We start from the raw sequence: 25318 nt of genomic DNA, 5'->3' as shown, positions 1-25318 counted from the left end.
AGGTTGACGTTTCGCGGATAGTGGCCAAGGACGATGCTTCTCAAGCTCGGTCCGCTGAACAGCCAGCGGTTCACCTCTACCGGCAACCCCAAACTCCGTCATCCTCGGGCTTGACCCGAGGATCCATGCGGACACCGACGTGAGCAGCATGACCGACACCGGCCCCTATGTCCTCTTTAGGGACGACAGCGAAGACAGGACGACCGTCTTCGCGGAGCCTTCCCGTGTCATCACCGCCCGCACACAAGCCGAGTTCTGGCGGGGGCTCGCCGAGATGGAAGCGGCCCACGCTGACGGCAAATGGCTGGCCGGCTTCATGAGCTACGAGGCAGGCCATCTCTTCGAGAAGAAGCTCGCCCCCTTTGCCGAGGAAAACCGGCCGACGCCGCTGATGTCCTTCGGCGTGTTCGATGCGCCGGCGCAAGACCACCCGCTTGCCGAGCCTCGACGCCGCACCGAAAACGAGCCCTTCATCACCGAACCCCGCGCCAGTTGGAACCTCGACGCCTACCGCCGACGCTTCGACCGCCTGCACCAGCATCTGCGCCAGGGCGATTGTTACCAGGCCAATCTCACCATGCCGGTCGCCGCCCGCTGGAATGGCGATCCGCTCGCCGCCTTCTGGTCGCTGATCGAGCGCCAGCCGGTGAAATACGGCGCGCTCGTCGCGCTCGAGGGGCCGATCCTGCTTTCCCGCTCGCCGGAACTCTTCTTCCGGGTGGATACGGACGGCTGGATCGAGACGCATCCGATGAAGGGCACCGTCAGGCGCGGCACCACCCCCGCCGAGGACAAGGCGCTGATCGAGGAAATGCGGGCCGACCCGAAATCGCAGGCGGAAAACCGGATGATCGTCGATCTCCTGCGCAACGACGTTTCCCGCATCGCCGAAGTCGGCACGCTCGACGTCCCCCGCCTGTTCGACATCGAGACCTATCCAACCGTGCACCAGATGGTCAGCCATGTGCGGGCGAAGCTCCTGCCCGGAACGACCATCACCCGGATCTTCGAAGCCCTGTTCCCCTGCGGCTCCGTCACCGGCGCGCCGAAAATGCGGGCGATGGAAATCCTGCACGATCTGGAGGAAGGCCCGCGCGATGCCTATTGCGGCTCGATCGGCTTCATCGCGCCGGACGGAACGATGCGCTTCAACGTCGCAATCCGCACGCTCTCGCTGTTTCCGGATGGCCAGGCCATCTTCAATGTCGGTGGCGGCATCGTCTATGATTCCACGGCGGAAGCGGAATACGAGGAATGCCTTTTGAAGGCGCGCTTCGCCGTCGGCGACGCGTGGATCGAGCGATGAACGATTTCTCCCTGATCGAAACCATGCGCTGGGAACCCGGTCACGGCATTATCCGCCTGCGGCTGCACTTGGCTCGGCTGAAGCGCTCTGCGGGGCGATTGGGGTTTATTGGTGCGGAGAAAGCTGAAGAAGCTTTGGCGAAGGTTCATGGAGAACGTTCTCCCCTCCGCGTCCGCCTCACCCTCAGCCCCATCGGCGAAATCGCCGTGACCACAGCCCCGTTCTCTCCCTTGCCGGACAACACAGTCTGGCGCGTCGCCATCGCCAAGGCTCGTCTCGATTCCACCGACAAGCTCCTGCGCCACAAGACAACCCGCCGTGATCTCTATGAGGCCGCACGCCGGGAATATCCGGCGGACATCGCTGACGAGGTGCTGCTGCTCAACGAAATGGGCGAGCCCTGCGAAGGAACGATCACCTCGATCTTTCTCGATGACGGCTCCGGGCAATTGAAGACACCACCGATCAGCTGCGGCCTGCTGGCGGGTGTACTGCGAACCGAACTGATCTGCGCCCGACGGGCGCGCGCCCAGCGCCTGTCTCTCGACGACGTGAATGCCGGGACGCTGTATGTGGGCAATTCATTGCGCGGCCTGATCCGCGCTCAACTGACAACCGGGGACTGATCATGTTCATCCTGTCACTGACCTACACGGCCGACCTCACCGAGGTGGATCGTCATATCGAGCCGCACATGGACTGGGTGAAGGACGGATACGATCGCGGCATCTTTCTCGCGTCCGGCCGCAAGAACCCGCGCACCGGCGGCGTTATCCTGGCGCATGGAACGCGCAGCGAGATCGATGCGATCGTCGCCGCCGATCCGTTCACGATCCACGGCGTTGCCGATTACGAAGTGACCGAAGTCATGGTCACCCGGACGGCGGCAGGTCTTGAGGGTTTGAAACAATAGCTCAGCGCAGGCTGACCGCGATCCTGTCCCGGCCGGAATGCTTCGCCTCATAAAGTGCGGCGTCGGCGCGCGAATAAAGCGCGCGTGCCGTGTCGCCCCGCTCTAGCGCGGCGATGCCGGCCGAACAGGTGTAGGAAAACATCGGCACCATCTGCAGCGGCCGTGCAGTGCGGACCCTGTCCAGCACTCGGTCAACAATCTTTCGGCCTTCCGGAAGGGTCGTCTCCGGAAAGATCAGCATGAATTCCTCGCCGCCGATCCGTCCGAAACAATCGTGGCGGCGCACGAGCGGATGAACGCGTCGGGCGAAATCGAGCAGGATATCGTCACCGGTCTGGTGGCCGTAGCGATCGTTGATGCCCTTGAAGAAGTCGATATCGAGAATGCAGACGCAACCGCTGACATCCCCCCATAGCGGCTGACTGGCAATCATCTCCTCAAGCTTGGTCATCATGTAGCGGCGATTGGAAATGCCCGTCAGTTCGTCGGTCTGCGATGCCTTGAGCGCGAAATCGCGATCCTGGCGCAGGGTGCGCTCATCGGCGCGCAGATGCGTGATGTCATTGGCGATACACAGCATCCAGCCGCTGCGATCGACACTTTCCGTCATCCACAGCCAGCGGCCGTCGGCCAGATCCGTTTCGAAAGCGCGAAACGGCACCTTGCCCCGCCGCGATTGCGCCGAAACCACCCAAGCGTCGAAATCGGCAACGCTGATGATGGTGCCAAGGCCGGCCGCATGATTGCGGCGCATCAAGTCTGGCCAGAGCGGGGTTTCGCTGTCATCGAGAGAGAACGCGGCGCGAAATGCCCTGTTGGCATATCGGAGCCGATCATCATGATCGTAAAGCGCAATCAGGACTGATGTATCGTCCCTCAACGCGGCAAGCCTGGCCGCTATGTCATCCATCGCACACTATCCGAGTTGCAGCTTTCACGGCGAATCGGCCACGAAGCGATACCGTCTCACGATAGTACGGAACGCAAAGTGTTCCCTGCCCATGTCGGCCGGATGGTTAATGTAGCGTGAATGCATGTCCCGATATAGGGCAAGAAAAGCCCCGCCGACCACGGCCAGCGGGGTGATGAATGCCGGGTGCGTATTCTATTCGGCGGCAACCGCTGGGGCGATGACGCCGCGGCGGATCTGGTCGGCTTCGATGGACTCGAACAAAGCGCGGAAATTGCCTTCGCCAAACCCCTCGTCGCCCTTGCGCTGGATGAATTCGAAGAAGATCGGGCCGATCACGGTCTTCGAGAAAATCTGCAGCAGAATGCGGGTCATGCCGCCATCCACCACGCCCTCGCCGTCGATCAGGATGCCGTGCTGCTTCATCCGCTCGATCGGCTCGTCATGGCCGTTCACCCGGTCATGCGAGAGGTCGTAATAGGTGTCCGGCGGTCCTGGCATGAACTTCAAGCCGTTGCTCGCCAGCCTGTCGGTCGCCTCGTAGATGCCGTCGGTGCCGACAGCGATGTGCTGGATGCCTTCGCCCTTGTACTTGCGCAGATATTCCTCGATCTGGCTGGTATCGTCCTTGGACTCGTTCAGCGGAATGCGGATCTTGCCGCAAGGCGAGGTGATCGCCCGGCTCGTGAGCCCGGTGATACGGCCGTCGATATTGAAGAAATGGATCTGCTTGAAGCCGAACAGTTCGCGGTAGAAATCCCACCAGGTGTCCATGTTGCCGCGATAGACATTGTGGGTGAGGTGATCGAGATAATAGAAGCCGACGCCTCGCGGGCTCGGATCGCGCGCACCGAGCCATTCGAATTCGGCATCATAGGCCGAACCCTTGGCACCATACTTGTCGATGAAATAGAGCAGCGATCCGCCAATGCCGACGATGGCCGGCACGTCGAGCGCCTTGTCGGTACCCTCGTAGGGTTTCGCGCCCTTCGAGACAGCATGCTTGAAGGCGTGCTCGGCATCAACGACCCGCCAGGCCATGGACGGCGCGCAGGGGCCGTGATCGTCGACGAAGCGCATGGCATGGCTGTTTGGCTCGGCATTGACGAGATAGTTGATATCGCCCTGCCGCCAGACCGTGATGTCCTTACTGCGGTGGCGCGCGACCGGCTGGTATCCCATGCGCGTGAAGAGTTCGGCCAGCTTTTCCGGCTCCGGATGCGCGAACTCCACGAACTCGAAACCATCCGTACCGGCGGGGTTGTCCAGCGTAATGCCAGTCGGTGCTGCGTCATGCGGGAACGGGCCCATCGTCTTCTCCTCAAGAAATCCAAACTCCGAGACGGATGATGCCGCAAAACCCGTGCATTGGGCTTGCATTCTTGCGAAGTGCAGCCAAATTTATGCACGGATCATGCACGATTTACAGATTGGATGCACAGATGGAGCAGATGGATGGATATGACATCAAGATCCTTGCCGAACTGCAGAACGACGGGCGTCTGACCAACAACGAATTGTCGGAACGGATCGCGCTTTCGCCATCGCAATGTTCACGGCGGCGGGCGCGGCTGGAGGCGGAGGGGTTCATTCAGACCTACCGCGCCATTCTCGATCGCGGCCGGCTCGGGCTTGATCTGCTGATCGTCATCGCCGTGACGCTGGCGACCCACAACCGCGACAATGCCAAGCGTTTCGCCGCACTGATCGCCGACCTGCCGGAAGTGCTGGAATGTTACGCCCTGACGGGAGAGATGGATTATCACCTCAAGGTCGTGACGCCCGATTTGGCCGGGCTGGCGCATTTCGTCAACGACGTGCTCCTGCCACATGACAGCGTCCAGCATGTGAAGACGTCTATCGTGCTCTCGACGCTCAAGGATTTTCAGGGATTACCGGTGCGGACGCGCCGGGCATGATTCGCGCCTACCGACGCCGGCGAACCATGGCTTTCTCGACGGCGTCCAGTCCGGATGCCAAGGCCCGCAGCCCCTCGCTGCCAAGTAGATCAGTCAGCTCGGCCGAATAGTCGCCTGCCAGCCGGGTGAGTTCGCGATAGGCATTTTGCCCCGCAGCCGTCAGTTCCAGATGCTCGACGCGGCGGTCGTCCTCGTCCTGCGTCCGTTTCAGCCAGCGGCGCTCCTCCAGCGCGAAGACCGCGCGGCTGACCTTGGTCTTGTGCATGGTGGAATGGGTGCCGACCGCCGTCGCCGTCATGCGTCCGGAACTGCCAAGCGCTGCCAGCGTGCGCCATTCCGGCCGGGTCAGGCCATATTCGGCCTTGTAGGTGGCGGCAAACCGCAGGGCGATGAACTCGGCAGCGCGGTTGAGGCGAAATGGCAGGAAGGTTTCGAGATCGAAGTCGCTGTAGTCCATGTCCTCCTCCGGTCTCCTTGATAGTTACAAAATCGACAGTTACGTTTGAAACCATATTCGAGGAGGAGGTTCAAGCCATGTCCGATGCAGGCGGGAATGCCGATACCGTCGCCAACAGCCCGCGATACATGCCGGGTTTCGGCAATGATTTCGAGACGGAATCGCTGCCGGGCGCGCTGCCACAGGGGCAGAACAGCCCGCAGAAATGTGAATACGGCCTCTATGCCGAGCAGCTTTCCGGCTCGCCCTTCACCGCGCCGCGCGGCACCAACGAGCGTTCCTGGCTTTACCGTATCCGCCCAAGTGTCCGGCATACGCGCCGCTTTTCCCATGGCAGCTATCCGCTTTGGAAATCGGCGCCCTGCATCGACGATCATTCCCTGCCGCTCGGCCAGCTTCGCTGGAACCCGCTGCCTTCCCCAAGCGAGAAACTGAATTTCCTCGCCGGCATCCGCACCATGACCGCCGCAGGCGATGTCATGACCCAGGTCGGCATGGCGGCGCATGCCTATGTTTTCAACGAGGACATGGTCGACGACTATTTCTTCGATGCCGATGGCGAACTGCTGGTCGTGCCGCAGCTTGGCGCCATCCGCGTCTTCACCGAAATGGGTATCATGGATGTAGAGCCCTCGGAAATCTGCCTGATCCCGCGTGGCATGATGTTCAAGGTTTCGCGGCTCGGCGAAGGGTCGGACTGGCGCGGCTATATCTGCGAGAACTACGGCGCCAAGTTCACGCTGCCCGATCGCGGCCCGATCGGCGCGAACTGCCTGGCCAATCCGCGCGATTTCAAGACTCCGGTCGCTGCCTACGAGGACAAGGAGACGCCCTGCCGCGTCCATGTCAAATGGTGCGGCAAGTTCTATGTCACCGAGATCGGCCATTCGCCGCTCGACGTCGTCGCCTGGCACGGCAATTACGCGCCGTTCAAATACGATCTGCGCACTTTCTCGCCGGTCGGCGCCATCCTGTTCGACCACCCTGATCCGTCGATCTTCACCGTGCTCACGGCGCCGACGGAGGAATCGGGCACGGCCAATGTCGATTTCGTCATCTTCCCGCCGCGCTGGATGGTGGCCGAACACACGTTCCGGCCACCCTGGTATCATCGCAACATCATGAGTGAGTTCATGGGCCTGATCCACGGTCAGTACGACGCCAAGGAAGAGGGCTTCGTGCCGGGCGGCATGAGCCTGCACAACATGATGCTGCCGCACGGGCCGGATACGACCGGTTTCGAAAAGGCCTCCAATGCGGAGCTCAAACCTGTGAAGCTCGACCACACCATGGCCTTCATGTTCGAGACCCGCTACCCGCAGCAACTGACCCGCTATGCGGCGGAGCTGGAAACGCTGCAGGACAATTATCTCGAATGCTGGGACGGACTGGAGCGCCGGTTCGATGGCACGCCGGGGGTGAAGTGAGGGCATGAGACAATAGCCCCTCACCCTAGCCCTCTCCCCGCGAGCGGGGAGAGGGCTAGGGTGAGGGGCAAAGCAGCGAAACACCAAATCGCGTTGAGCACGGTAAAGACAAAAGAAAGCCAAGACCATGAAACTTGCCACCCTGAAGGATAGCACCCGTGACGGCCGCCTTGTCGTCGTCTCGAAGGACCTGACCCGCTGCTCCGAAGTCGGCCATATCGCCCGCACGCTGCAGGCGGCGCTCGATGATTGGGAGCATGTCGGACCGAGGCTCGAGGCGGTTGCTGAGGGGCTGGAAACGGGATCGCAGCCATCGATCCGGTTCCACGAGCATGACGCAGCCTCGCCGCTGCCGCGCGCTTATCAATGGGCGGATGGTTCGGCCTATGTGAACCACGTCGAACTGGTCCGCAAGGCCCGCAACGCCGAGATGCCGGCCTCGTTCTGGACGGAGCCGCTGATGTATCAGGGCGGCTCGGATTCCTTTCTCGGTCCTCGTGATCCGATCGTCATGGCCGATGAGGCCTATGGCATCGACATGGAAGCGGAGATCGCCGTGATCGTCGATGATGTGCCTATGGCCGCGACGGCGAATGAGGCACGGGCCGCCATTCGGCTCGTGATGCTCGTCAACGATGTTTCCCTGCGCGGGCTGATCCCCGGCGAACTGGCCAAGGGCTTCGGCTTCTTCCAGTCGAAACCATCCTCCGCTTTTTCGCCGGTCGCCGTCAGCCCAGATGAACTGGGCGAGGCCTGGGACGGCGGGCGCCTGCATCTGCCGCTTCTCGTCGATCTCAACGGCAAGCCGTTCGGCTGTGCGAATGCCGGCATCGACATGACCTTCGATTTCGGACAGCTCGTCGCGCATGCCGCCAAGACCCGGCCGCTCTCAGCCGGCACGATTATCGGTTCCGGCACTGTCTCCAACAAAATGGATGGCGGGCCGGGCAAGCCGGTCACTCAGGGCGGCGTCGGCTATTCCTGCATCGCTGAAATCCGCATGATCGAAACGATCGAGACGGGAACCGCTAAAACGCCGTTCATGCACTTTGGCGATACCGTGCGCATTGAGATGAAGGACAAGGCCGGACATTCGATCTTCGGCGCCATCGAGCAGACCGTCACGCACTATGAAAACCGCTGAGGCCCGCCGATGAGCGATACAGTCCTGTTCGACTATTGGCGCTCCTCGGCCAGCTACCGGGTGCGGATCGCCCTCAATCTCCTTGATATCCCTTATCGCTCCGTCCCGATCGATCTTCTCGCCGGGCAGCACAAGCAACCGGATCATCTGGCCCGCAATCCGCAGGGGCTGGTGCCGGCGCTCGACATTGACGGTCACATGCTGACGCAATCGCTGGCGATCATCGAATATCTTTCCGAGACACGCCCGCAATCCGGCCTGCTGCCGGCCGATCCGCTCGGCCGTCATCGCGTCCGCGCGCTCTCCTATGCCATTGCCATGGACATCCACCCCGTCTGCAATCTGGGAGTCGTCTTTCATGTCATGCAACAATCGACCGATCCGGAGGCGGCGCGCGCCGCCTGGATGCGCAAGTTCATCGGCGAAGGGTTGGCGGCTTTCGAGAAGATGCTCGACAACCCGCTGACCGGTGCGTTCTGCCATGGCGAACAGCCCACCATGGCGGATATCTGCCTCGTGCCGCAGGTCTATAATGCTGAGCGGTGGGGTGCCGATCTCTCGGGTTGTCCGCGTCTCGTCGCGATCGCGGAGCGTTGCCGCAAGATCCCGGCCTTTGAAGCCGCCCAGCCGACGGCACCGGCTTAACTTTCGGACATGGCTTTTCCCGTTGATCACTGTAAAACAGCGGCATCTTTCCTGGTGAGCGCGGGATGACCATGCATCCAGACTTTCTCGTTGATGGCGCTGAAAACGCCGAGGTGACCATCCTGCTGGCGCATGGCGCCGGCGCGCCGATGGATTCGGCCTCGATGACGGCTGCAACGAAAGCACTGGTCGCTGTCGGCTTTCGCGTTGCGCGTTTCGAATTTGCCTATATGGCCGCCCGCCGAACCTCCGACACGCGGAAACCGCCGCCGCGCGCCGAAACCTTGATCCCGGAATATCAGACCGCCGTCAGAGCGCTGGGCGTCGCTGGTCCCCTGATTATCGGCGGCAAGTCGATGGGCGGCCGGGTCGCCAGCATGATTGCCGACGAACTATTTTCCGCTGGCACGATCTGCGGCCTGCTTTGCCTCGGCTATCCCTTCCATCCGCCGGGCAAGCCGGAAAGCCTGCGGACCGCGCATCTGATCGATCTGAAGACGCCGACATTGATCTGCCAGGGAACGCGCGACGAATTCGGGACGATCGATGAGGTCGGCATCTACGGCCTCTCCGGCCGGGTTGAAATCCTGTGGCTGGAAGACGGCGATCACGACCTGAAACCCCGTAAGACGATTTCGGGATTTCGGCTGCTGATCATCTCGGGACCATGGCGAATACCGTCAAAACCTGGTCCGCCCGGATCACCTCGAAAATCTGAAAAGTGCCAGGTTTGGGGGGCGCAACGGCGGCTTGACTTGCCGCCGCGCTCTTTATTGTGACAGAAATCTGTGATCTAGGGCCTTCCAAGCCAAAAATTGGCAGGCTATGGCTGAACAAGCCAAAAAAACCCGTCCGCAGGAGAGAAAGCAAAATGGCAGAAACAACCTACCCGGTTTACGGCGAAATCACCGGCCCGATCGTGATGATCGGCTTTGGCTCCATCGGCCGCGGCACGCTGCCGCTGATCGAGCGCCACTTCAAGTTCGACAAGAGCCGACTGGTTGTCATCGACCCGCGCGAAAATGCCAGCGATATGGAAATCCTCGCCAAGCACGGCGTCCGGCATATCAAGGAATATGTCACCAAGGACAACTACAAGGACCTGCTGAAGCCGCTTCTGACCGAAGGTGAAGGCCAGGGCTTCTGCGTCAACCTCTCGGTCGATACCGGCTCGGTCGATCTCATGAAGCTCTGCCGCAAGCTCGACGTGCTCTATATCGACACCGTCATCGAGCCCTGGCTCGGTTTCTACTTCGACAAGAGCCTGAAGAATTCCGACCGGACCAACTACGCGCTGCGCGAAACGCTGCGCAAGGAAAAGGCGAAGAACCCGGGTGGCGCGACCGCCGTTTCGACCTGCGGCGCAAACCCGGGCATGGTTTCCTGGTTCGTCAAGCAGGCGCTGGTCAATCTCGCCAACGATCTCGACCTGAAGTTCGACGAGCCGGACCAGCATGACCGCGAAGGCTGGGCCAAGCTGATGAAAAAGGTCGGCGTCAAGGGTATTCACATCGCCGAGCGCGACACACAGCTGACCAAGAATCCGAAGCCGCTCAACGTCTTCTGGAACACCTGGTCGGTCGAAGGCTTCATCTCGGAAGGTCTGCAGCCGGCCGAACTCGGCTGGGGCACCCATGAAAACTGGATGCCGAAGAACGCCAAGAAGCACAAGAAGGGCTGCAAGGCGGCCATCTACCTCGAGCAGCCGGGCGCCAACACCCGCGTTCGGACCTGGTGCCCGACGCCGGGCCCGCAGTACGGCTTCCTCGTCACCCACAACGAAGCCATCTCCATCGCCGACTACTACACGGTTCGCGACAAGGATGATGAAGTGACGTTCCGTCCGACCTGCCATTATGCCTATCATCCGGCCAACGATGCCGTCCTGTCCCTGCATGAAATGTTCGGCAACGGTGGAAACTCGCAGCCCGTTCACCACGTGCTCGACGAGCATGAACTGGTCGAAGGCCTCGACGAACTCGGCGTGCTGCTCTACGGCCATGACAAGAATGCCTACTGGTATGGTTCGCGCCTGTCGCTGGAAGAAACCCGCCGCATCGCGCCTTACCAGAACGCGACCGGCATGCAGGTGACATCGGCTGTTCTCGCCGGCATGGTCTATGCGCTGGAAAACCCGAAGGCCGGCATCGTCGAAGCCGACGAGATCGACTACAAGCGCTGCCTCGAAGTGCAGTCGCCCTATCTCGGCCCGGTCGAAGGCCACTACACCGACTGGACTCCGCTCGACGGTCGCCCGGGCCTGTTCCCGGAAGATCTCGACGGGAAGGATCCCTGGCAGTTCAAGAACATCCTCGTTCGCTGAACCGACTGATTAGGTTCGAATTTTTAACGCCCGGGGAACGATCCCCGGGCGTTTTTCGTTGATGATGGAATAATACCCGCCCCGCTCATGCCCCACTCTTGCATTCAACTCCTGATCACGGCATGGTTTTTTCCAATCGAACGACAGCTTTCCGCATCATCCGGGAGACATATATGAAGCCGATCGCCATCCTGACCGTCCTGTCCGCCGCCGCGGCGCTGGCGTCCTGCCAATCCTCGCCGCGCGAAGTGCGCCAGTTGCCCACGACACAGGTTCAGCCGGCCGGGGTCGAAGGTTCCTGGGTCGATCCGAACGGCATCGTCTCAACATTCACGGCCGGTACGTTCACGACGCGCACCACCGACACAAATCAGGTTCTGGCATCCGGCAATTACGTCAACCTCTCGCCCAAGCTGGTCGAGATCAACATGACGTCGCATGTTCGCAACACCCAGTCCAAGGTCAATTGCGCCATGGTAACGACGGCCCAGCTCAACTGCACGACGGATTCCGGAGCGCAATTCTCGCTCGCCCGCAGAGGCTGAGCCCTTCGGGATCGACCGTCAAAAGCCTCCGTTCGCGGAGGCTTTTTTGTTGGATCGCGGCGATCTTAACCTTGCCGAGCGTGGAGCGGGCCATAGATCGATTTACTGCTTGATGTTGGCGTCCGCAGGTGAAACCATCGGCAGGCACGCACTCGTCGTCATAGTTTGAGCGTAACGAAAGCGCACGCCTTCAACGGCCTGACTACACCCGCCAAAAACAGGAGACATCCATGATCAGACATCTGCGAACCGGGCTGATAACAGCCTCGATCCTTGCACTTTCGTCGGGCGCGGCCTTCGCCGATTATGAACTGAACATCCTGCACATCAACGACCTGCATTCGCGCATCGAATCCATCAACAAGTACGATTCCACCTGCTCGGCCGAGGAAGAAGGCAAGAACGAATGCTTCGGCGGCGTCGCGCGCCTCAAGGTGGCAATCGATCAGAAGCGCCAGGAATTGACCGGCAAGAACACACTCCTGCTGAATGCCGGCGACAATTTCCAAGGCTCGCTGTTTTTCACCACCTACAACGGGGCTGCGGAAGCGGAATTCCTCAACCTGATGAAATTCGATGCCATGACCGTTGGCAATCATGAGTTCGACGAGGGCGAGGATGGGCTGAAGACCTTCCTCGACAAGGTGACATTCCCCGTCATCAGTTCCAATGTCCTGCCCGGGTTCAAGTCGAAGCTGAAGGATCGCATCAAGCCGTCCATCGTGCTCGATGTCGGCGGCCAGAAGATCGGCGTGGTCGGCGCCGTCACCAATGACACAGCCGAAATCTCGGCGCCGGGCGACGAGGTGCTGATCGGGCTGGATGTCGATACGATCACGACGGCCGTGCAGGAATTGAAGGCACAGGGCATCAACAAGATCATCGCGCTGACCCATGTCGGCTATCCGCGCGATCTGGCCGTGATCGCGAAAATACCGGATGTGGACGTCGTCGTCGGCGGTCATTCGCACAGCCTGTTGTCCAATACGGACGAGAAGGCCGAAGGCCCTTACCCGACCATGGTGGACAATCCCGGCGGCTACAAGGTTCCCGTCGTGCAGGCGGGCTCCTACAGCAAGTATCTCGGCGATCTCGTCGTCACTTTCGATGACAATGGCGTCGTGAAGGCGGCCAAAGGCGATCCGATCCTGATCGATTCCAAATTCAAGCCGGATGAGGCCGTTCTGGCCCGCATCAAGGAACTGGCCAAGCCGATCGAGGAACTGAAGGCCAAGGTCATCGGCAAGACCGAAAAACCGATCGATGGAACGCGCGAATCCTGCAGGGCCAAGGAATGCGAGATGGGCGATCTCGTCGCCGACGCCATGCTCGACAGGGTCAAGGATCAGGGTGTGACGATCGCTATCACCAATGGCGGCGGCCTGCGTGCCTCGATCGATGCCGGCGATGTTTCGATGGGCGAAGCCGTGACAGTCCTGCCGTTCCAGAACACCGTCGCGACGTTCCAGTTGAAGGGGTCGGACATTCTGGTCGCTCTTGAAAACGGCCTGAGCCAGATCGAGGAAGGCGGCGGCCGTTTCCCGCAGGTTGCCGGCATGAAGTTTTCGTTCGACAAGTCGAAGCCGGTCGGAAGCCGCGTGTCGGTCGTCGAGGTGAAGGAAGGCGAGGCCTATGCGCCGCTGGACGCAGCCAAGACCTATACGCTCGTTTCCAACAATTTCATGCGCAACGGCGGTGACGGCTACAGCGTCTTCAAGACCAACGCCATCAATGCCTATGACTACGGTCCGGGCCTCGAGACGGTTCTGGCCGACTATCTGGCGGCCAACAATCCCTACACGCCGAAAACCGATGGCCGCATCACCGAAATCGCGGCTGCCACGCCGGCCGAACCATCGACGCAGACGAGCACCGATCCGGCCGCCAATACCGATACGGCTGCAAAGACCGTGACGCCGGATGCCAAGCCGGCCGAACCGGCAACCACGACGACGACCAGCACCACGGAAACAGCCAATCCGGAAACCAAGCCGGCGGCTGAGACGCCTGCAACAACAACGCCGGCGGCCGCCGAAACCAAGCATGTCATCGTGCGCGGCGATACGCTCTGGGACCTTGCCAAGGCGGTCTATGGTAATGCCGAACTCTGGAAGAAGATCGCCGAGGCCAACGGCAATCCGGTGCCGGAAAAGCTGACGATCGGCGCTGAACTGACGATTCCAGCCAAGTAAGACAATATGTCCCGAGTCAATCGGCCGGTCCGGGGTTTCCCGGGCCGGTTTTTCTTTTTATGTACGCATGAACCGTGGGATCGCCCCGCCGTATAACGGGCGTGCCCCCAGCCGCAGGATGATTTGAATGATGACGACCGACGCGACCACTCCGAACCACCCGCCCGTGAAATTCGGTAAGGTCGGCGTGCTGCTGGTCAATCTCGGCACGCCGGATGGAACCGACAAGGTTTCGATGCGGCGTTATCTGAAGGAATTCCTGATGGACCGGCGGGTGATCGAATGGTCGCCCTGGTTCTGGTATCCGATCCTTTTCGGTATCGTGCTGAACCGCCGTCCCGCCAAGGTGGGCGAGGCCTACAAGACGATCTGGAACAACGATCTGAACGAAAGTTATCTGCGCACCTACACCCGCAATCAGGCAGAGACGATGGCGAAATCCTTTGCCGATCTGCCGAATGTGCGGGTCGATTGGGCCATGCGCTACGGCCAGCCGTCGATCCGCTCGAAGATCGAGGAACTACAGAAGGATGGCTGCGAGAAGATCCTGCTGTTCCCGCTCTATCCGCAATATGCAGCGGCGACCACGGCGACCGTCAACGACGAGGCGTTCAAGGCGCTTCTGAAAATGCGGTGGCAGCCGGCCTTGCGCACCGTTCCGCCCTATCATGATGACCCGGTCTATATCGACGCGCTGGCCAATTCGATCACCAGCCATCTCGCGACGCTCGACTGGGAGCCGGAGGTCGTGCTGACCTCGTTCCATGGCATCCCGAAATCCTATTTCGACAAGGGCGACCCCTATTACTGCCAGTGTCAGAAGACCGCACGCCTGCTGCGCGAAAAGCTCGGCTGGTCGAAGGATAGGCTGCAGGTCACCTTCCAGTCTCGCTTCGGCCCGGAGGAATGGCTACAGCCCTATACCGACAAGACCGTCGAAAAGCTCGGCAAGGACGGCGTCAAGCGCGTTGCGGTGATCAATCCCGGCTTCGTCTCGGATTGCCTGGAAACGCTCGAGGAAATCGCCGTCGCAGCCGGGGAGATTTTCCACCATGCCGGTGGCGAGAAATTCACGCATATCCCTTGCTTGAACGACGGCGCCGACGGGATGCAGGTGCTGGAGCATGTGGTGCGGCGGGAGCTGGCGGGCTGGGTGGATCGCTGATTTGAAGACGTTTATTTCGGTGTGACAGTCAGCAAAAAATAAATACAGGCGATCAGGATCGGCAGGTAAGGCAGAACGATAAAGGGTTGAACGAACCGTTTGGCGATCGACCGCGGGTATTTCATCTTCTGCTGCCACGCTTGGCGCCATGCCGAGTAAATCTGAAACGGTACCAGGGGCTCAGACTGCGGATCGACAAACCATGCCTCGATCAAATTGATGCGCGCGACATAACAATCCTGAAAACTTTTCCAGAAGGCTTCCAGCAGCCACAAGCTGAATGCGGCAACGGCAACCATGGCGATGAAATCGAGCGATTCTTCCTTGACGCCAAAGCCGACGCCTCCAGCCAAGAGTGGCGTCGCCCAGGATTTGATCGTCAGCGCTTTCGCGTCAAAACTCTCCAGATGACCTTGGAGAAGAGTATATTCTGCTTTCAACTCATCGCGCAGATCACCCATAATTCACCTCATGATTGAGGTTGAAATTAAAACACACGTTAGTTTTCTTGTCCATATTCGGACTTTGACCGACTGAGAAGCTGTCGCTTCAAACTGCGGCTCTTGCAAATAAAACGGGTAACTGCCACGTCTTGTCCTGGAGTGGTGTTGAACGCTACGCACCAAGCGGGAGGAACCCTATGCCCTTGGCCGGACTGGATATCGTCGTCATTGCCTTTGTGGTGCTTGTTGTCCTTGTGCTCTTTGCAGGCATCAAGACGGTGCCTCAGGGGTTTCGCTATACGGTAGAACGTTTTGGTCGTTACACCCGGACGCTGGAACCGGGCCTCAACCTCATCATTCCCTTTATCGACCGGATCGGCGCGAAGATGAATGTGATGGAGCAGGTTCTGGACGTCCCGACGCAGGAAGTCATCACCAAGGACAATGCCAGCTGCGCTGCCGACGCTGTCGCCTTCTATCAGGTGCTGAATGCCGCCGAGGCCGCCTATCAGGTGTCCAATCTCGAGAGCGCCATCCTCAATCTCACCATGACCAATATCCGATCCGTCATGGGCTCGATGGACCTCGATGAGCTTCTGTCCAACCGCGAAGCCATCAACGACAAGCTGCTGCACGTCGTCGATGAAGCTGTCGGTCCCTGGGGCATCAAGGTCACCCGCGTCGAGATCAAGGATATTCAGCCGCCGAAAGACCTTGTCGATGCGATGGCGCGGCAGATGAAGGCGGAGCGCGAGAAGCGCGCGCAGGTCCTGGAAGCCGAGGGCGCCCGCAACGCGCAGATCCTGCGGGCGGAAGGCGCCAAGCAATCGGCCATCCTGCAGGCGGAAGGCCAGCGCGAGGCCGCGTTCCGCGATGCCGAAGCCCGCGAACGCCTCGCCGAGGCCGAAGCCAAGGCGACGCGGATGGTCTCGGAAGCCATTGCCGCCGGTGACGTGCAGGCCATCAACTACTTCGTCGCTCAGAAATATACCGAGGCGATGGCGTCGATCGGCACCGCATCCAACTCGAAGATCGTGCTGATGCCGATGGAAGCCTCGTCGCTGATCGGCTCGCTCGGCGGCATCGGTGCGATCGCGCGGGAAGTGTTCGGCGATGGCGGCAATTCGCCCTCGCCGGTCCGGCAGACGACACCGCGCACCGTGCCGACCCGCAATCCCTTCGATACCGGCAGGCAGGATGGCTGATCGATGATCGAGCGCATCATTCTCGAACTCGGCCCCTGGAGCTGGTGGGTTCTGGGCCTCGTGCTCTTGGCGGCGGAAGTCGTCGCCCCCGGCGTCTTTCTCGTCTGGATCGGCATCGCCGCTATTCTGACCGGCGTCGTTTCGCTGCTTTTATGGGAGGCCGGCTTTTGGGTCTGGCAGCTGCAACTGGTGTTCTTCGCTGCGCTCTCCATCGCCGCCGTGTTCGCCGGGCGTCGGTTGCTGGCCCGTTCCGGCAATGTCTCGGATGAACCGCTTCTCAACCAGCGCGGTGCGAGCCTGATCGGTCGCACAGCCGTGTTGACACAACCGATTGCCGAAGGCAGGGGCCGCATCCGGCTGGGCGACACGACCTGGTCGGTGGAAGGGCCGGATCTCCCTGCGGGCACCCGCGTGAAGGTGATCGGCGCCAATGGCGGCCGCCTGACGGTCGAAAGCGCCTGAAATCGCTGAAATTGAAGCCGAAAACCATTTCGGAAACGAATGGTTAACCACATCCGTTTACGGTTGCTCAACACTCGTAAACGGATTCCCGGGCATTCGGCATATGACGCAATTCCATTCAGCCACGAAAAGGACCCGCGTCTTGCGCACAGCGGCATGGCTCCTTGCCGGCTGCGCGCTGTTTTCGCCGAACACCTCTCTTGCCCAGGCGCTTCTCGCGCCGACCGACGACACGGCATCCACGACCGCGGCAACCACCACGGTGGGAACTGTTGCCGCTCCGGCCGTCGTGCCGTCTGCAGAAACTACAGGCTCCATTAGCACCGAGGCCGGCGAGCCTCTGTTCACCGACCCGACCGTCGATGAGGATATGGCGCGGACCAACCTGCGCGAGAATAGCGTCGATGGCCTGAGGCAGCAGCTCAATATCGCGGAGGATGCCGCTACCGGCATTCGCCTCGGAAGTTTTGTCCTCAAGCCGACGCTCGGGCAGACGTTCAATTTCGAAAAGACCAAGACTGGCGACGATACGGAAAGCCGCAGCTATCTTGAAACCGGCCTCAAGGGCACGCTGACATCCGACTGGTCGCGTCATGAGCTTTCGATCACCGGCGAAGGCACATGGCAGCGCAATGTGTCCGGCTCCGGCGAGACCGAACCGACAGCTGACTTGCAAGCTGTCCTTCGTCTCGACATCAGCCGTGAAACGACGGGAACGCTGAAGGCCGGTTACCATTTCGAGCGCGAAGACGCCGACGATCCGAATGCGATCGCCAATGCGACCTCGCAATCCGACGTCAACCAGTACACGCTGGGCGCCGGGATAGAGCACGATTTCGGCATCCTGCGCGGATCGGCGAAGGTGGATTTCGACCGCTACACCTATGGCGATGTCGATCTCGACAATGGCACGACCCTGTCGCGGGACGATCGTGACCGCAACGAGGGCGCGCTGACCCTGCGCGTCGGTTACGAACTGTCACCCGCGCTGATCCCCTTCCTGGAAGGCTCCGCCGGCCGGTCGATCTACGACCTGCGGCAGGATACGCTGGGCTTCGAGCGCTCCTATGACAATTATGGCCTGAGGGCCGGTATCGAGGCCGACCTCGGCGAGAAGCTGAGCGGTGAGATCGCCCTGGGCTATGAGACCTACCGCTTCGATGACAGCCGCCTCGATGAACTCGGCGGCGTGACCATCGATGGCCTCGTCAACTGGTCGCCGCAGCGCGGCACGAACATCACCTATGGTGTTTCGACAGGGCTGGAGCCCTCGACCACGCCGGGTGAAAGCGGCGCCTTGACCTACACGCTGTCCAGCAATGGGACGCATGAACTGCGTTCAAATCTCCTGGCGCGGTGGTCGAACAGCCTGACCTTCCGCAACTATCCGTCCGGCAGTTTCTCAGGCGATGAAAAGGTCTGGATGACCGGCGCTGGTCTTACCTGGGACGTCAACCGTACGTTGGCGCTCACCGGTGATGTCAGCTACGAACGCACGAACCGCGATCTCGGCCCATCGACGGACACCGCCCGCATCGGCGTCGGCTTGACCCTGCGGCGGTGAGATAGGCAATATACACACGCAGAAAGGCCCGCTCGCGTGTACGCAAGCGGGCCTTTCTCTTCGATCGATTTTCTTAGTTCAGGCTCTTCAGCAGGTCCTTGAGGGCACCCTCGACGCCCGGACGGATATCGGCGCGTTCCAGCGCAAACGCAACGTTTGCCAGGATGAAGCCTTCTTTCATGCCGCAGTCATAGGTCGTGCCACGGAAGTGGTATCCGGCGAAATCTTGGGCTTGGGCGAGCTTCAGCATGCCATCGGTCAACTGGATCTCGTTGCCGGCCCCCCGTTCCTGGGTTTCCAGGATCGAGAAGATTTCCGGCTGCAGGATGTAGCGGCCGTTTATGAAGAAGTTCGACGGGGCCGTGCCCTTGGCCGGCTTTTCGACCATCTTGGTGATCTTGAAACCGCCGCCGACCGGGTCGCCCTTGCCGACGATGCCGTATTTGTGCGCCTGATCCGGATCGCACTCCTCGACAGCCAGCACGTTGCCGCCGGTCTCGTTGTAGAGTTCGACCATGCCCTTGAGGCAGCCCTTTTCCGACGACATGATCATGTCGGGAAGCAGGACCGCAAAGGGCTCGTCGCCCACCAGTTCGCGTGCACACCAGACCGCGTGGCCAAGACCGAGCGGCGACTGCTGGCGGGTAAAGCTGGTGCTGCCGGCGACCGGCAGGATGCTTTCGAGCAGCGTCAGTTCAGCCTTCTTGTTACGCTCGCGCAGCGTCTGTTCCAGTTCGACCTGGATGTCGAAATAGTCTTCGATGACAGCCTTGCTGCGGCCGGTGACGAAGATCAGGTGTTCGATGCCGGCATCGAGTGCCTCATCGACAACGTACTGGATCACCGGCTTGTCGACGACGGTCAACATTTCCTTGGGAACAGCCTTGGTGGCGGGAAGGAATCGTGTTCCAAGACCGGCGACGGGGAATACGGCCTTACGAACTTTACGCTTGTCAGTCATTGACATCTCCAAGATCACAACAGCGTGATTTAAATCGGTACAAGTGGCTATCAATAGGGCATAAATGGGAAATTGCTATTTTTTTGCAAAGGAGGACGGCGCAAGGCTTTCATGGTAAAGAATTTGTTGACTTCATTCTCGTAGGATCCTGATTCTGGCGGTTGCCTTCAAGGCAAACCGGCTCGAAGATGGGACCACATGCATGTAGTTGATGCATGAGGCTGGCTCTTAGACTGTAAATTTGCGCTTTTCCAGTGCAGCACGGCTGCGGAGAGGCGCCGAGCAACGGAAACGACAGCTGATGACAAAGACCTCGAAAAAACTCCTTTGCCGTGCCGCAGCCGCGTTCATGACAGCCGCAACCTTGTTTGCCGCTGCGCCTGCCTCTGCCGATGAAGGTTTTACCACCTGGATCAACAGCTTCTATGCCACTGCCGCCAAGAGCGGGATCACCAAGGCGACGTATCGACAGGCCTTTGCCGGCGTCAAGACGCCTGATCCGGACGTGCTGCAGAAGGCCGCCTATCAGCCGGAATTCAAGCACAAGATCTGGGAATATATCGATAGCCGGGTGAACCCCTATACGCGCAAGATCGGCCAGGAAATGGCGGTCAAGCATGGCCGCACGCTGGCTGCGCTCGAAAAGCATTTCGGCGTCGACAGGAACATTCTTCTGGCCATCTGGTCGATGGAATCCAATTACGGTGCCGTGCTGGAGAAGGATGACCGCCTTCACTATGTTCCCCGCGCGCTGGCGACGCTTGCCTATGCTGACCCGAAACGAGCCAAGTATGCCAAGACGCAGCTGATCGCGGCGCTGAAAATCCTGCAGAACGGCGATGTCGGGCCGCGCGAGTTGAACGGCTCCTGGGCCGGCGCCATGGGCCACACCCAGTTCATTCCGAGCAGCTACCTGCTCTATGCGATCGACGCGGATGGGAATGGCCACAAGGATATCTGGAACTCGGTGCCGGATGCACTGGCGACGGCCGCCAACCTGTTGAAGAAGAACGGCTGGCAACCGGGACAGACCTGGGGCTTCGAAGTCTCGCCGCCGCGCGGTGGTAGCGACTATGGCGGCCAGACGAAGACGCTTTCCGAGTGGGAATCGCTCGGCTTCACGCGGCCGAACGGCAAGGGTTTCCGCAATGGCAGCCAGCGGGCCGAGCTGAAGATGCCTGGCGGTGCCGGTAGCCCGGGCTTCCTGATGACCAAGAATTTCTTCGTCATCAAGCGCTACAATGCGTCGGATTCCTATGCGCTCGGTGTCGGTCTTCTGGCCGATGAAATTGCCGGTTATGGCGGCATGCAACAGGCCTGGAGCCGTCCGGACGGCTCGCTCGATATCAAGCAGAAGTTCGAGCTGCAGAACCGGCTGAAGGAACTCGGCTATTACGATGGCGAGGTCGATGGCAATTTCGGCTCCGGTTCGAAGGCCGCGATCCAGGCTTTCCAGAGCCGCAACGGCATGGCGGCGGACGGCGAGCCGACGCAGCATCTGCTGAAGGCCCTGCGGAAATAACCGCAGGCGATCCTTGCCTTCTCAATTGCGGCACAATCCGCATTCATCCTGAACGCAACGCCTTTCGAAAGGGAGGCGTTGTATGTTTGCGGGGAAACGCAGTAAGCTCCGGGCAGACCATTGCGGAACAGACAGATGAGCGGCAGATTCAACAGGACCGGTCTTCGATGGCTGATCAATGCCTTGATCGTGCTGTCGATCGGGTTGACGGCACTGGTGATCGAGCCGCCGCGTCAGGCCGGTGCTCAGGAACGCCGCACCATCCTCGACATGCTGTTTGGATTCGGCCGCCGGCGTCCGCCACCGGTTTATGAGGATGTGCCAGTCTACGACACGCGTCAGCGCCAGCCACAACAGCAGCAGCGCCCGAAGACAAAGAAGGTCAAACAGAAAGCAAAACCCACACCGGCCGAGCCGCCAGTGGTTATCGTTGAAAAACTGCCAGATGCGAAAAAGGTGCTGGTCGTCGGCGATTTCGTCGCCGCAAGCCTGGGCGATGGCCTGCAGACTGCATTCGAGACGACACCCGGCATCGTGATCGAAACGCGCGCCAACGGTTCTTCCGGCCTGGTACGCGACGACTATTTCAACTGGCCCGAAAGCCTGCCTGCCTATATCGGCGAGGTGAAACCTTCCGTGATTATCGTCAGTCTCGGCGCCAACGAGCGGCAGCAGATGTCGATCAATGGCTCCAAGGAGAAATTCCGGACGGATGCCTGGCTTGCCGAATATACCAAGCGTGTGGGCGCCTTCGCGGTGCTTGCCCGCAAGGACAATATTCCGCTCCTCTGGGTCGGCATGCCGCCTTTCCAGTCGAGTTCGATGATGGCCGACATGGTGACGTTCAACGGCATCTTCCGTGCCGAGGCGGAAAAGGTGGGCGGCAATTTCATCGATATCTGGGACGGTTTTGTCGATGAGGGCGGCAAGTTCGTCATGACCGGTTCCGACATCAACGGCCAGCAGGTCCGCCTGCGTGGCTCCGACGGCATCAACCTGACCAAGGCCGGCAAGCGCAAGCTCGCTTTCTATGTCGAGAAGGATATCCGCAAGCTGCTCGGTGATGCGGCAGCCTCCGGACAGGACGTTCCCGGCGCCGACGGTTTGAAGGACCTCGTCGTCACCGCGCCGCTCGCCAACGAAGACATCATCCAGACCCAACCGATTAGTCTCGACGATCCCGATCTTGATGGCGGAACAGCGCTGCTTGGCGGAACAACAGCCCTTGCCGGCAACGGCAAGAGCCCGCGCGACAAACTGGTGGAGAAGGGCGAAGTCGCTGCCGCCCCGGCCGGCCGGGTGGACGATTTCCGGCTGGCAAAGCCGGAAACCGTCATCAGCAACCCGGTTATTAGGAACTAGGCCGGAGACTGCAATCAGGATTTCGAAGGGATGCGGGCGATGACCTTGATCTCGAAATCGAAGCCGGCGAGCCAGTTCACGCCGATTGCCGTCCAGTTCGGATAGGGCGGCTTTTCGAAAATCTCTTGCTTGACCGCCATGATCGTCCCGAACTGGTTTTCGGGATCGGTGTGGAATGTGGTCACATCGACCAGATCATCGAACGTGGCGCCGGCAGCCGCGAGCGTGGCCTTCAGATTGTCGAAGGCCAAACGCACCTGCTTTTCGAAATCTGGCTCGGGCGTTCCATCGGGACGGCTGCCGACCTGCCCGGAGACAAACAGGAGATCGCCGGATTGGATGGCGGCCGAATAGCCATGTTCTTCGTAAAGGGCGTGGCGATCAGCGGGGAAAATGACCTGTCGTTCAGTCATATCAAATCTTTCTTTCTGGGGCGACCGTGGGCAGGAGTGCGCTTCACGGATGCCTGATTTTCAGATACGGTGCGTATGTAATATGGTGGCATACGGTGCGTATGTCAAATTAATATACGAAACGTATGTGAGATTCGAGATGGCGAAGCGTGCCGAAACGATGGAGCAGAACCGGGCCAAGCTGATTGCAGCCGGGCGCAAGGCCTTCGCGGAAAAAGGATATTCCGCCGCGTCGATGGACGACCTGACGGCCGATGTCGGCCTCACGCGGGGGGCGCTCTATCACAATTTCGGAGACAAGCGCGGCCTTCTGGCGGCCGTGGTCGACCAGATCGACACGGAAATGGCCTCACGCGCGCAGGAGATCGGCGCATGCGCGGGGGATGATTGGCAGAGCCTGCTCGCCGAGGGGGCTGCCTATATCGAGATGGCGCTGGATCCGGAAGTGCAGCGTATCGTCCTGCTTGACGGACCCGCCGTTCTGGGTGACCCGTCGCAATGGCCGAGCCAGAACAGCTGTCTGCAGGTGACCAGACGAGCGGTGGAAAAGCTGATCGCGGATGGTGTAGTCAAGCCGGTCGATGCCGAGGCTGCAGCTCGGCTGCTGAGCGGCGCGGCGCTCAATGCGGCGCTATGGATCGCGGCGAGCGAAAATCCGCAGGAGGTACTGCCGAAAGCCGTCGAGGCGTTTCAGGCTCTGGCTTCGGGTTTTCTGGTGGAGGCGCGGTAGGCCTCATCGCGGAGGATTGAAGGAGCCGCCTACCCGTCGCAGCCTTGGGACCTCCCATCGCATGGGATATTACCCGGAATCCAAATGGCCACTTGCGTAGATTTTATGCGCAAGTGGCCCTTCAAGTTGTCAATGGCCGCCCCGGCGGCGGACATGGTGTTTACCGTGGCAGGACCGTCGAGCCCATCAGGGCTTCGTCGATCGCACGCGCAGCCTGGCGGCCTTCGCGGATGGCCCAGACGACGAGCGACTGGCCACGGCGGACGTCGCCGGCGACCCAGAGCTTGTCGACCGAAGTCCTGTAGTCCTTGTCGTTCGCGACGACATTGGTCGAGCCGCGGCGGTCGGTGTTGATCGTCAGCTTGTCGCCGAGATCCTTCAGGACGCCATTGGTGAACGGACCGTTGAAGCCGATGGCGATAAAGGCGAGGTCGGCCTTGATGACGAATTCCGTGCCGGCGATCGGCTTGCGGCGCTCGTCGACCTGGCAGCACTTGACGCCGGTCAGCATGCCGTCTTCGCCGACGAATTCGAGCGTCGCCACCTGGAACTCGCGCACGGCGCCTTCGGCCTGCGACGACGAAGTGCGCATCTTGGTGGCCCAGAACGGCCAGACGGCGAGCTTGTCTTCCTTTTCCGGCGGCTGCGGGCGGATGTCGAGCTGGGTCACCTTGACGGCCCCCTGGCGGAAAGCGGTGCCGACGCAGTCAGACGCGGTATCACCACCGCCGACGACGACAATGTGCTTGCCACCGGCCAGGATCGGGTCCGATGGCCAGCCGACGCTGTCGATATTTTCGCGGCCGACGCGGCGGTTCTGCTGGACGAGATAGGGCATCGCGTCGTGTACGCCGGCGAACTCGACACCGGGAATACCTGCATCGCGCGGGGTTTCCGATCCGCCGCAGTAAAGAACCGCATCATGCTCTTCGGTCAGGCTTTCGACGGTCCGGTCGACGCCGACATTGACGCCGCAGTGGAAGGTCACGCCTTCGCCGCGCATCTGATCGACGCGACGGTCGATGAAGTTCTTCTCCATCTTGAAGTCCGGAATACCATAGCGCAGCAGGCCGCCTGGCTTGCTCTCGCGCTCGTAGACATGAACTTCATGACCGGCACGGGCAAGCTGCTGGGCAGCGGCCATGCCAGAAGGTCCCGAGCCGATGATCGCGACCTTCTTGCCGGTCTTGGTGAAGGCCGGCTGCGGCACGATATAGCCCATCTCATAGGCCTTGTCGGCGATGGCCTGCTCGACGGTCTTGATGGCGACGGGTGCATCTTCCAGGTTCAGCGTGCAGGCTTCCTCGCAGGGGGCGGGGCAGATGCGGCCGGTGAACTCCGGGAAATTGTTGGTCGAGTGCAGGTTGCGGATCGCCTCGTCCCAGTTTCCATTGTAGACCAGATCGTTCCAGTCGGGAATCTGGTTGTGCACCGGGCAGCCGGTCGGTCCGTGGCAATAGGGGATGCCACAGTCCATGCAGCGCGCCGCCTGTTTCTGCACTTCCGGGTCCGACATCGGGATTGTGAATTCGCGGAAATGCCGAATGCGATCCGACGCCGGCTGATACTTTGCCAGCTGGCGGTCGATTTCCATGAAGCCCGTAACCTTGCCCATCGTAAGTTCCTGATATCTCTTATCCAAGGAAGCGCTCGTTCGAGCGCGCCAGATGCACCCCCGCGCTGTCGCTACAGGGGTGCGTTGTCACAGAT

24 protein-coding genes and 1 pseudogene are annotated in these 25318 nt (G+C 60.6%); 18 read left to right on the top strand and 7 right to left on the bottom strand.

Annotated elements, in window-relative coordinates:
* The first annotated feature begins 148 nt into the window (after nt 1–148).
* The 3 genes from ASG68_RS15245 to ASG68_RS15235 are packed head-to-tail and all read left to right on the top strand — an operon-like array spanning nt 149 to nt 2219.
* The gene (locus ASG68_RS15245) at nt 149–1306 is read left to right on the top strand and encodes an aminodeoxychorismate synthase component I (RefSeq protein WP_062584003.1); all 1158 of its coding nucleotides are present in this window, start codon (nt 149–151) and stop codon (nt 1304–1306) included.
* Complete coding sequence (locus ASG68_RS15240; protein ID WP_062584002.1) at nt 1303–1932, top strand: aminotransferase class IV family protein; 630 nt, start codon at nt 1303–1305, stop codon at nt 1930–1932. The genes ASG68_RS15245 and ASG68_RS15240 overlap by 4 nt, the downstream gene beginning before the upstream one ends.
* Before the next feature lie 2 nt (nt 1933–1934).
* The gene (locus ASG68_RS15235) at nt 1935–2219 is read left to right on the top strand and encodes a YciI family protein (protein ID WP_062584001.1); all 285 of its coding nucleotides are present in this window, start codon (nt 1935–1937) and stop codon (nt 2217–2219) included.
* A 1-nt stretch (nt 2220) separates the two neighbouring features.
* Here the strand turns inward: ASG68_RS15235 and ASG68_RS15230 are convergent, their stop codons facing one another.
* On the bottom strand, nt 2221–3129 hold the full coding sequence (locus tag ASG68_RS15230; RefSeq protein ID WP_062584000.1) for a sensor domain-containing diguanylate cyclase: 909 nt from the start codon (nt 3127–3129) through the stop codon (nt 2221–2223).
* Between the two features lie 195 nt (nt 3130–3324).
* Complete coding sequence (gene hppD, locus ASG68_RS15225) at nt 3325–4440, bottom strand: 4-hydroxyphenylpyruvate dioxygenase (RefSeq protein ID WP_062583999.1); 1116 nt, start codon at nt 4438–4440, stop codon at nt 3325–3327.
* A gap of 131 nt (nt 4441–4571) precedes the next feature.
* Between hppD and ASG68_RS15220 the strand changes: the two genes are divergently transcribed.
* A complete protein-coding gene (locus ASG68_RS15220) occupies nt 4572–5048 on the top strand; it encodes an Lrp/AsnC family transcriptional regulator (RefSeq protein ID WP_062583998.1) in 477 nt (158 codons plus the stop codon).
* Between the two features lie 7 nt (nt 5049–5055).
* Here the strand turns inward: ASG68_RS15220 and ASG68_RS15215 are convergent, their stop codons facing one another.
* A complete protein-coding gene (locus ASG68_RS15215; protein ID WP_062583997.1) occupies nt 5056–5505 on the bottom strand; it encodes a MarR family winged helix-turn-helix transcriptional regulator in 450 nt (149 codons plus the stop codon).
* 77 nt (nt 5506–5582) lie between these two features.
* On the opposite strand from ASG68_RS15215, the gene hmgA reads away from it, so the two are divergent.
* The 8 genes and pseudogenes from hmgA to hemH all read left to right on the top strand — a co-directional run bounded on the left by hmgA (nt 5583) and on the right by hemH (nt 14946).
* Complete coding sequence (gene hmgA, locus ASG68_RS15210; protein WP_062583996.1) at nt 5583–6932, top strand: homogentisate 1,2-dioxygenase; 1350 nt, start codon at nt 5583–5585, stop codon at nt 6930–6932.
* 127 nt (nt 6933–7059) lie between these two features.
* The gene (locus ASG68_RS15205) at nt 7060–8076 is read left to right on the top strand and encodes a fumarylacetoacetate hydrolase family protein (protein ID WP_062583995.1); all 1017 of its coding nucleotides are present in this window, start codon (nt 7060–7062) and stop codon (nt 8074–8076) included.
* Between the two features lie 9 nt (nt 8077–8085).
* On the top strand, nt 8086–8721 hold the full coding sequence (gene maiA / locus ASG68_RS15200) for a maleylacetoacetate isomerase (RefSeq protein ID WP_062583994.1): 636 nt from the start codon (nt 8086–8088) through the stop codon (nt 8719–8721).
* A gap of 71 nt (nt 8722–8792) precedes the next feature.
* Nucleotides 8793–9439, top strand: a pseudogene (locus tag ASG68_RS15195) (alpha/beta family hydrolase).
* Between the two features lie 153 nt (nt 9440–9592).
* Complete coding sequence (locus ASG68_RS15190; RefSeq protein ID WP_062583993.1) at nt 9593–11044, top strand: homospermidine synthase; 1452 nt, start codon at nt 9593–9595, stop codon at nt 11042–11044.
* 173 nt (nt 11045–11217) lie between these two features.
* Entirely contained in the window at nt 11218–11589 is a 372-nt protein-coding gene (gene omp10, locus ASG68_RS15185; protein WP_062584057.1) for an outer membrane lipoprotein Omp10, read from the top strand.
* A gap of 230 nt (nt 11590–11819) precedes the next feature.
* On the top strand, nt 11820–13781 hold the full coding sequence (locus tag ASG68_RS15180; protein WP_062583992.1) for a 5'-nucleotidase C-terminal domain-containing protein: 1962 nt from the start codon (nt 11820–11822) through the stop codon (nt 13779–13781).
* Between the two features lie 127 nt (nt 13782–13908).
* Nucleotides 13909–14946 carry a ferrochelatase gene (hemH, locus tag ASG68_RS15175; protein WP_062583991.1) on the top strand — a complete coding sequence of 346 codons (1038 nt, stop codon included), beginning with the start codon at nt 13909–13911 and terminating at the stop codon, nt 14944–14946.
* 11 nt (nt 14947–14957) lie between these two features.
* Here hemH and ASG68_RS15170 read toward each other — a convergent pair whose 3' ends face one another.
* Nucleotides 14958–15407: a hypothetical protein gene (locus ASG68_RS15170; protein WP_062583990.1), complete on the bottom strand. Its 450-nt coding sequence runs from the start codon at nt 15405–15407 to the stop codon at nt 14958–14960.
* A gap of 185 nt (nt 15408–15592) precedes the next feature.
* Here ASG68_RS15170 and ASG68_RS15165 point away from each other — a divergent pair, with 185 nt between their 5' ends.
* From ASG68_RS15165 to ASG68_RS15155, 3 genes are all read left to right on the top strand, one after another.
* Nucleotides 15593–16594 (top strand): SPFH domain-containing protein, encoded by a 1002-nt coding sequence (locus ASG68_RS15165; protein WP_113105656.1) that lies wholly within the window; start codon nt 15593–15595, stop codon nt 16592–16594.
* A 3-nt stretch (nt 16595–16597) separates the two neighbouring features.
* The gene (locus ASG68_RS15160) at nt 16598–17056 is read left to right on the top strand and encodes an NfeD family protein (protein WP_062583988.1); all 459 of its coding nucleotides are present in this window, start codon (nt 16598–16600) and stop codon (nt 17054–17056) included.
* Nucleotides 17057–17159: 103 nt separating this feature from the next.
* Nucleotides 17160–18620 (top strand): outer membrane beta-barrel protein, encoded by a 1461-nt coding sequence (locus ASG68_RS15155; RefSeq protein WP_062583987.1) that lies wholly within the window; start codon nt 17160–17162, stop codon nt 18618–18620.
* Between the two features lie 73 nt (nt 18621–18693).
* Here ASG68_RS15155 and galU read toward each other — a convergent pair whose 3' ends face one another.
* Complete coding sequence (gene galU, locus ASG68_RS15150; protein WP_062583986.1) at nt 18694–19581, bottom strand: UTP--glucose-1-phosphate uridylyltransferase GalU; 888 nt, start codon at nt 19579–19581, stop codon at nt 18694–18696.
* Nucleotides 19582–19930: 349 nt separating this feature from the next.
* Between galU and ASG68_RS15145 the strand changes: the two genes are divergently transcribed.
* Nucleotides 19931–21103: a lytic murein transglycosylase gene (locus tag ASG68_RS15145; RefSeq protein WP_244484261.1), complete on the top strand. Its 1173-nt coding sequence runs from the start codon at nt 19931–19933 to the stop codon at nt 21101–21103.
* Between the two features lie 135 nt (nt 21104–21238).
* Nucleotides 21239–22465, top strand: a complete 1227-nt coding sequence (locus ASG68_RS15140) for a DUF459 domain-containing protein (protein ID WP_062583984.1) — start codon at nt 21239–21241, stop codon at nt 22463–22465.
* A gap of 14 nt (nt 22466–22479) precedes the next feature.
* On the opposite strand, the gene ASG68_RS15135 is transcribed toward ASG68_RS15140, so the two are convergent.
* Nucleotides 22480–22878: a RidA family protein gene (locus ASG68_RS15135; RefSeq protein ID WP_062583983.1), complete on the bottom strand. Its 399-nt coding sequence runs from the start codon at nt 22876–22878 to the stop codon at nt 22480–22482.
* 139 nt (nt 22879–23017) lie between these two features.
* Here ASG68_RS15135 and ASG68_RS15130 point away from each other — a divergent pair, with 139 nt between their 5' ends.
* Nucleotides 23018–23608: a TetR/AcrR family transcriptional regulator gene (locus ASG68_RS15130; RefSeq protein ID WP_062583982.1), complete on the top strand. Its 591-nt coding sequence runs from the start codon at nt 23018–23020 to the stop codon at nt 23606–23608.
* Between the two features lie 160 nt (nt 23609–23768).
* Here ASG68_RS15130 and ASG68_RS15125 read toward each other — a convergent pair whose 3' ends face one another.
* Nucleotides 23769–25223 (bottom strand): glutamate synthase subunit beta, encoded by a 1455-nt coding sequence (locus ASG68_RS15125; RefSeq protein WP_062583981.1) that lies wholly within the window; start codon nt 25221–25223, stop codon nt 23769–23771.
* Nucleotides 25224–25318: the final 95 nt, after the last annotated feature.

It is taken from the genome of Rhizobium sp. Leaf453 (genome assembly GCF_001425605.1).
Taxonomy (GTDB): Bacteria; Pseudomonadota; Alphaproteobacteria; order Rhizobiales; family Rhizobiaceae; genus Pararhizobium.
Note: the sequence above shows the minus strand (reverse complement) of the source record. Positions and strands in the feature narration are given on the sequence as shown.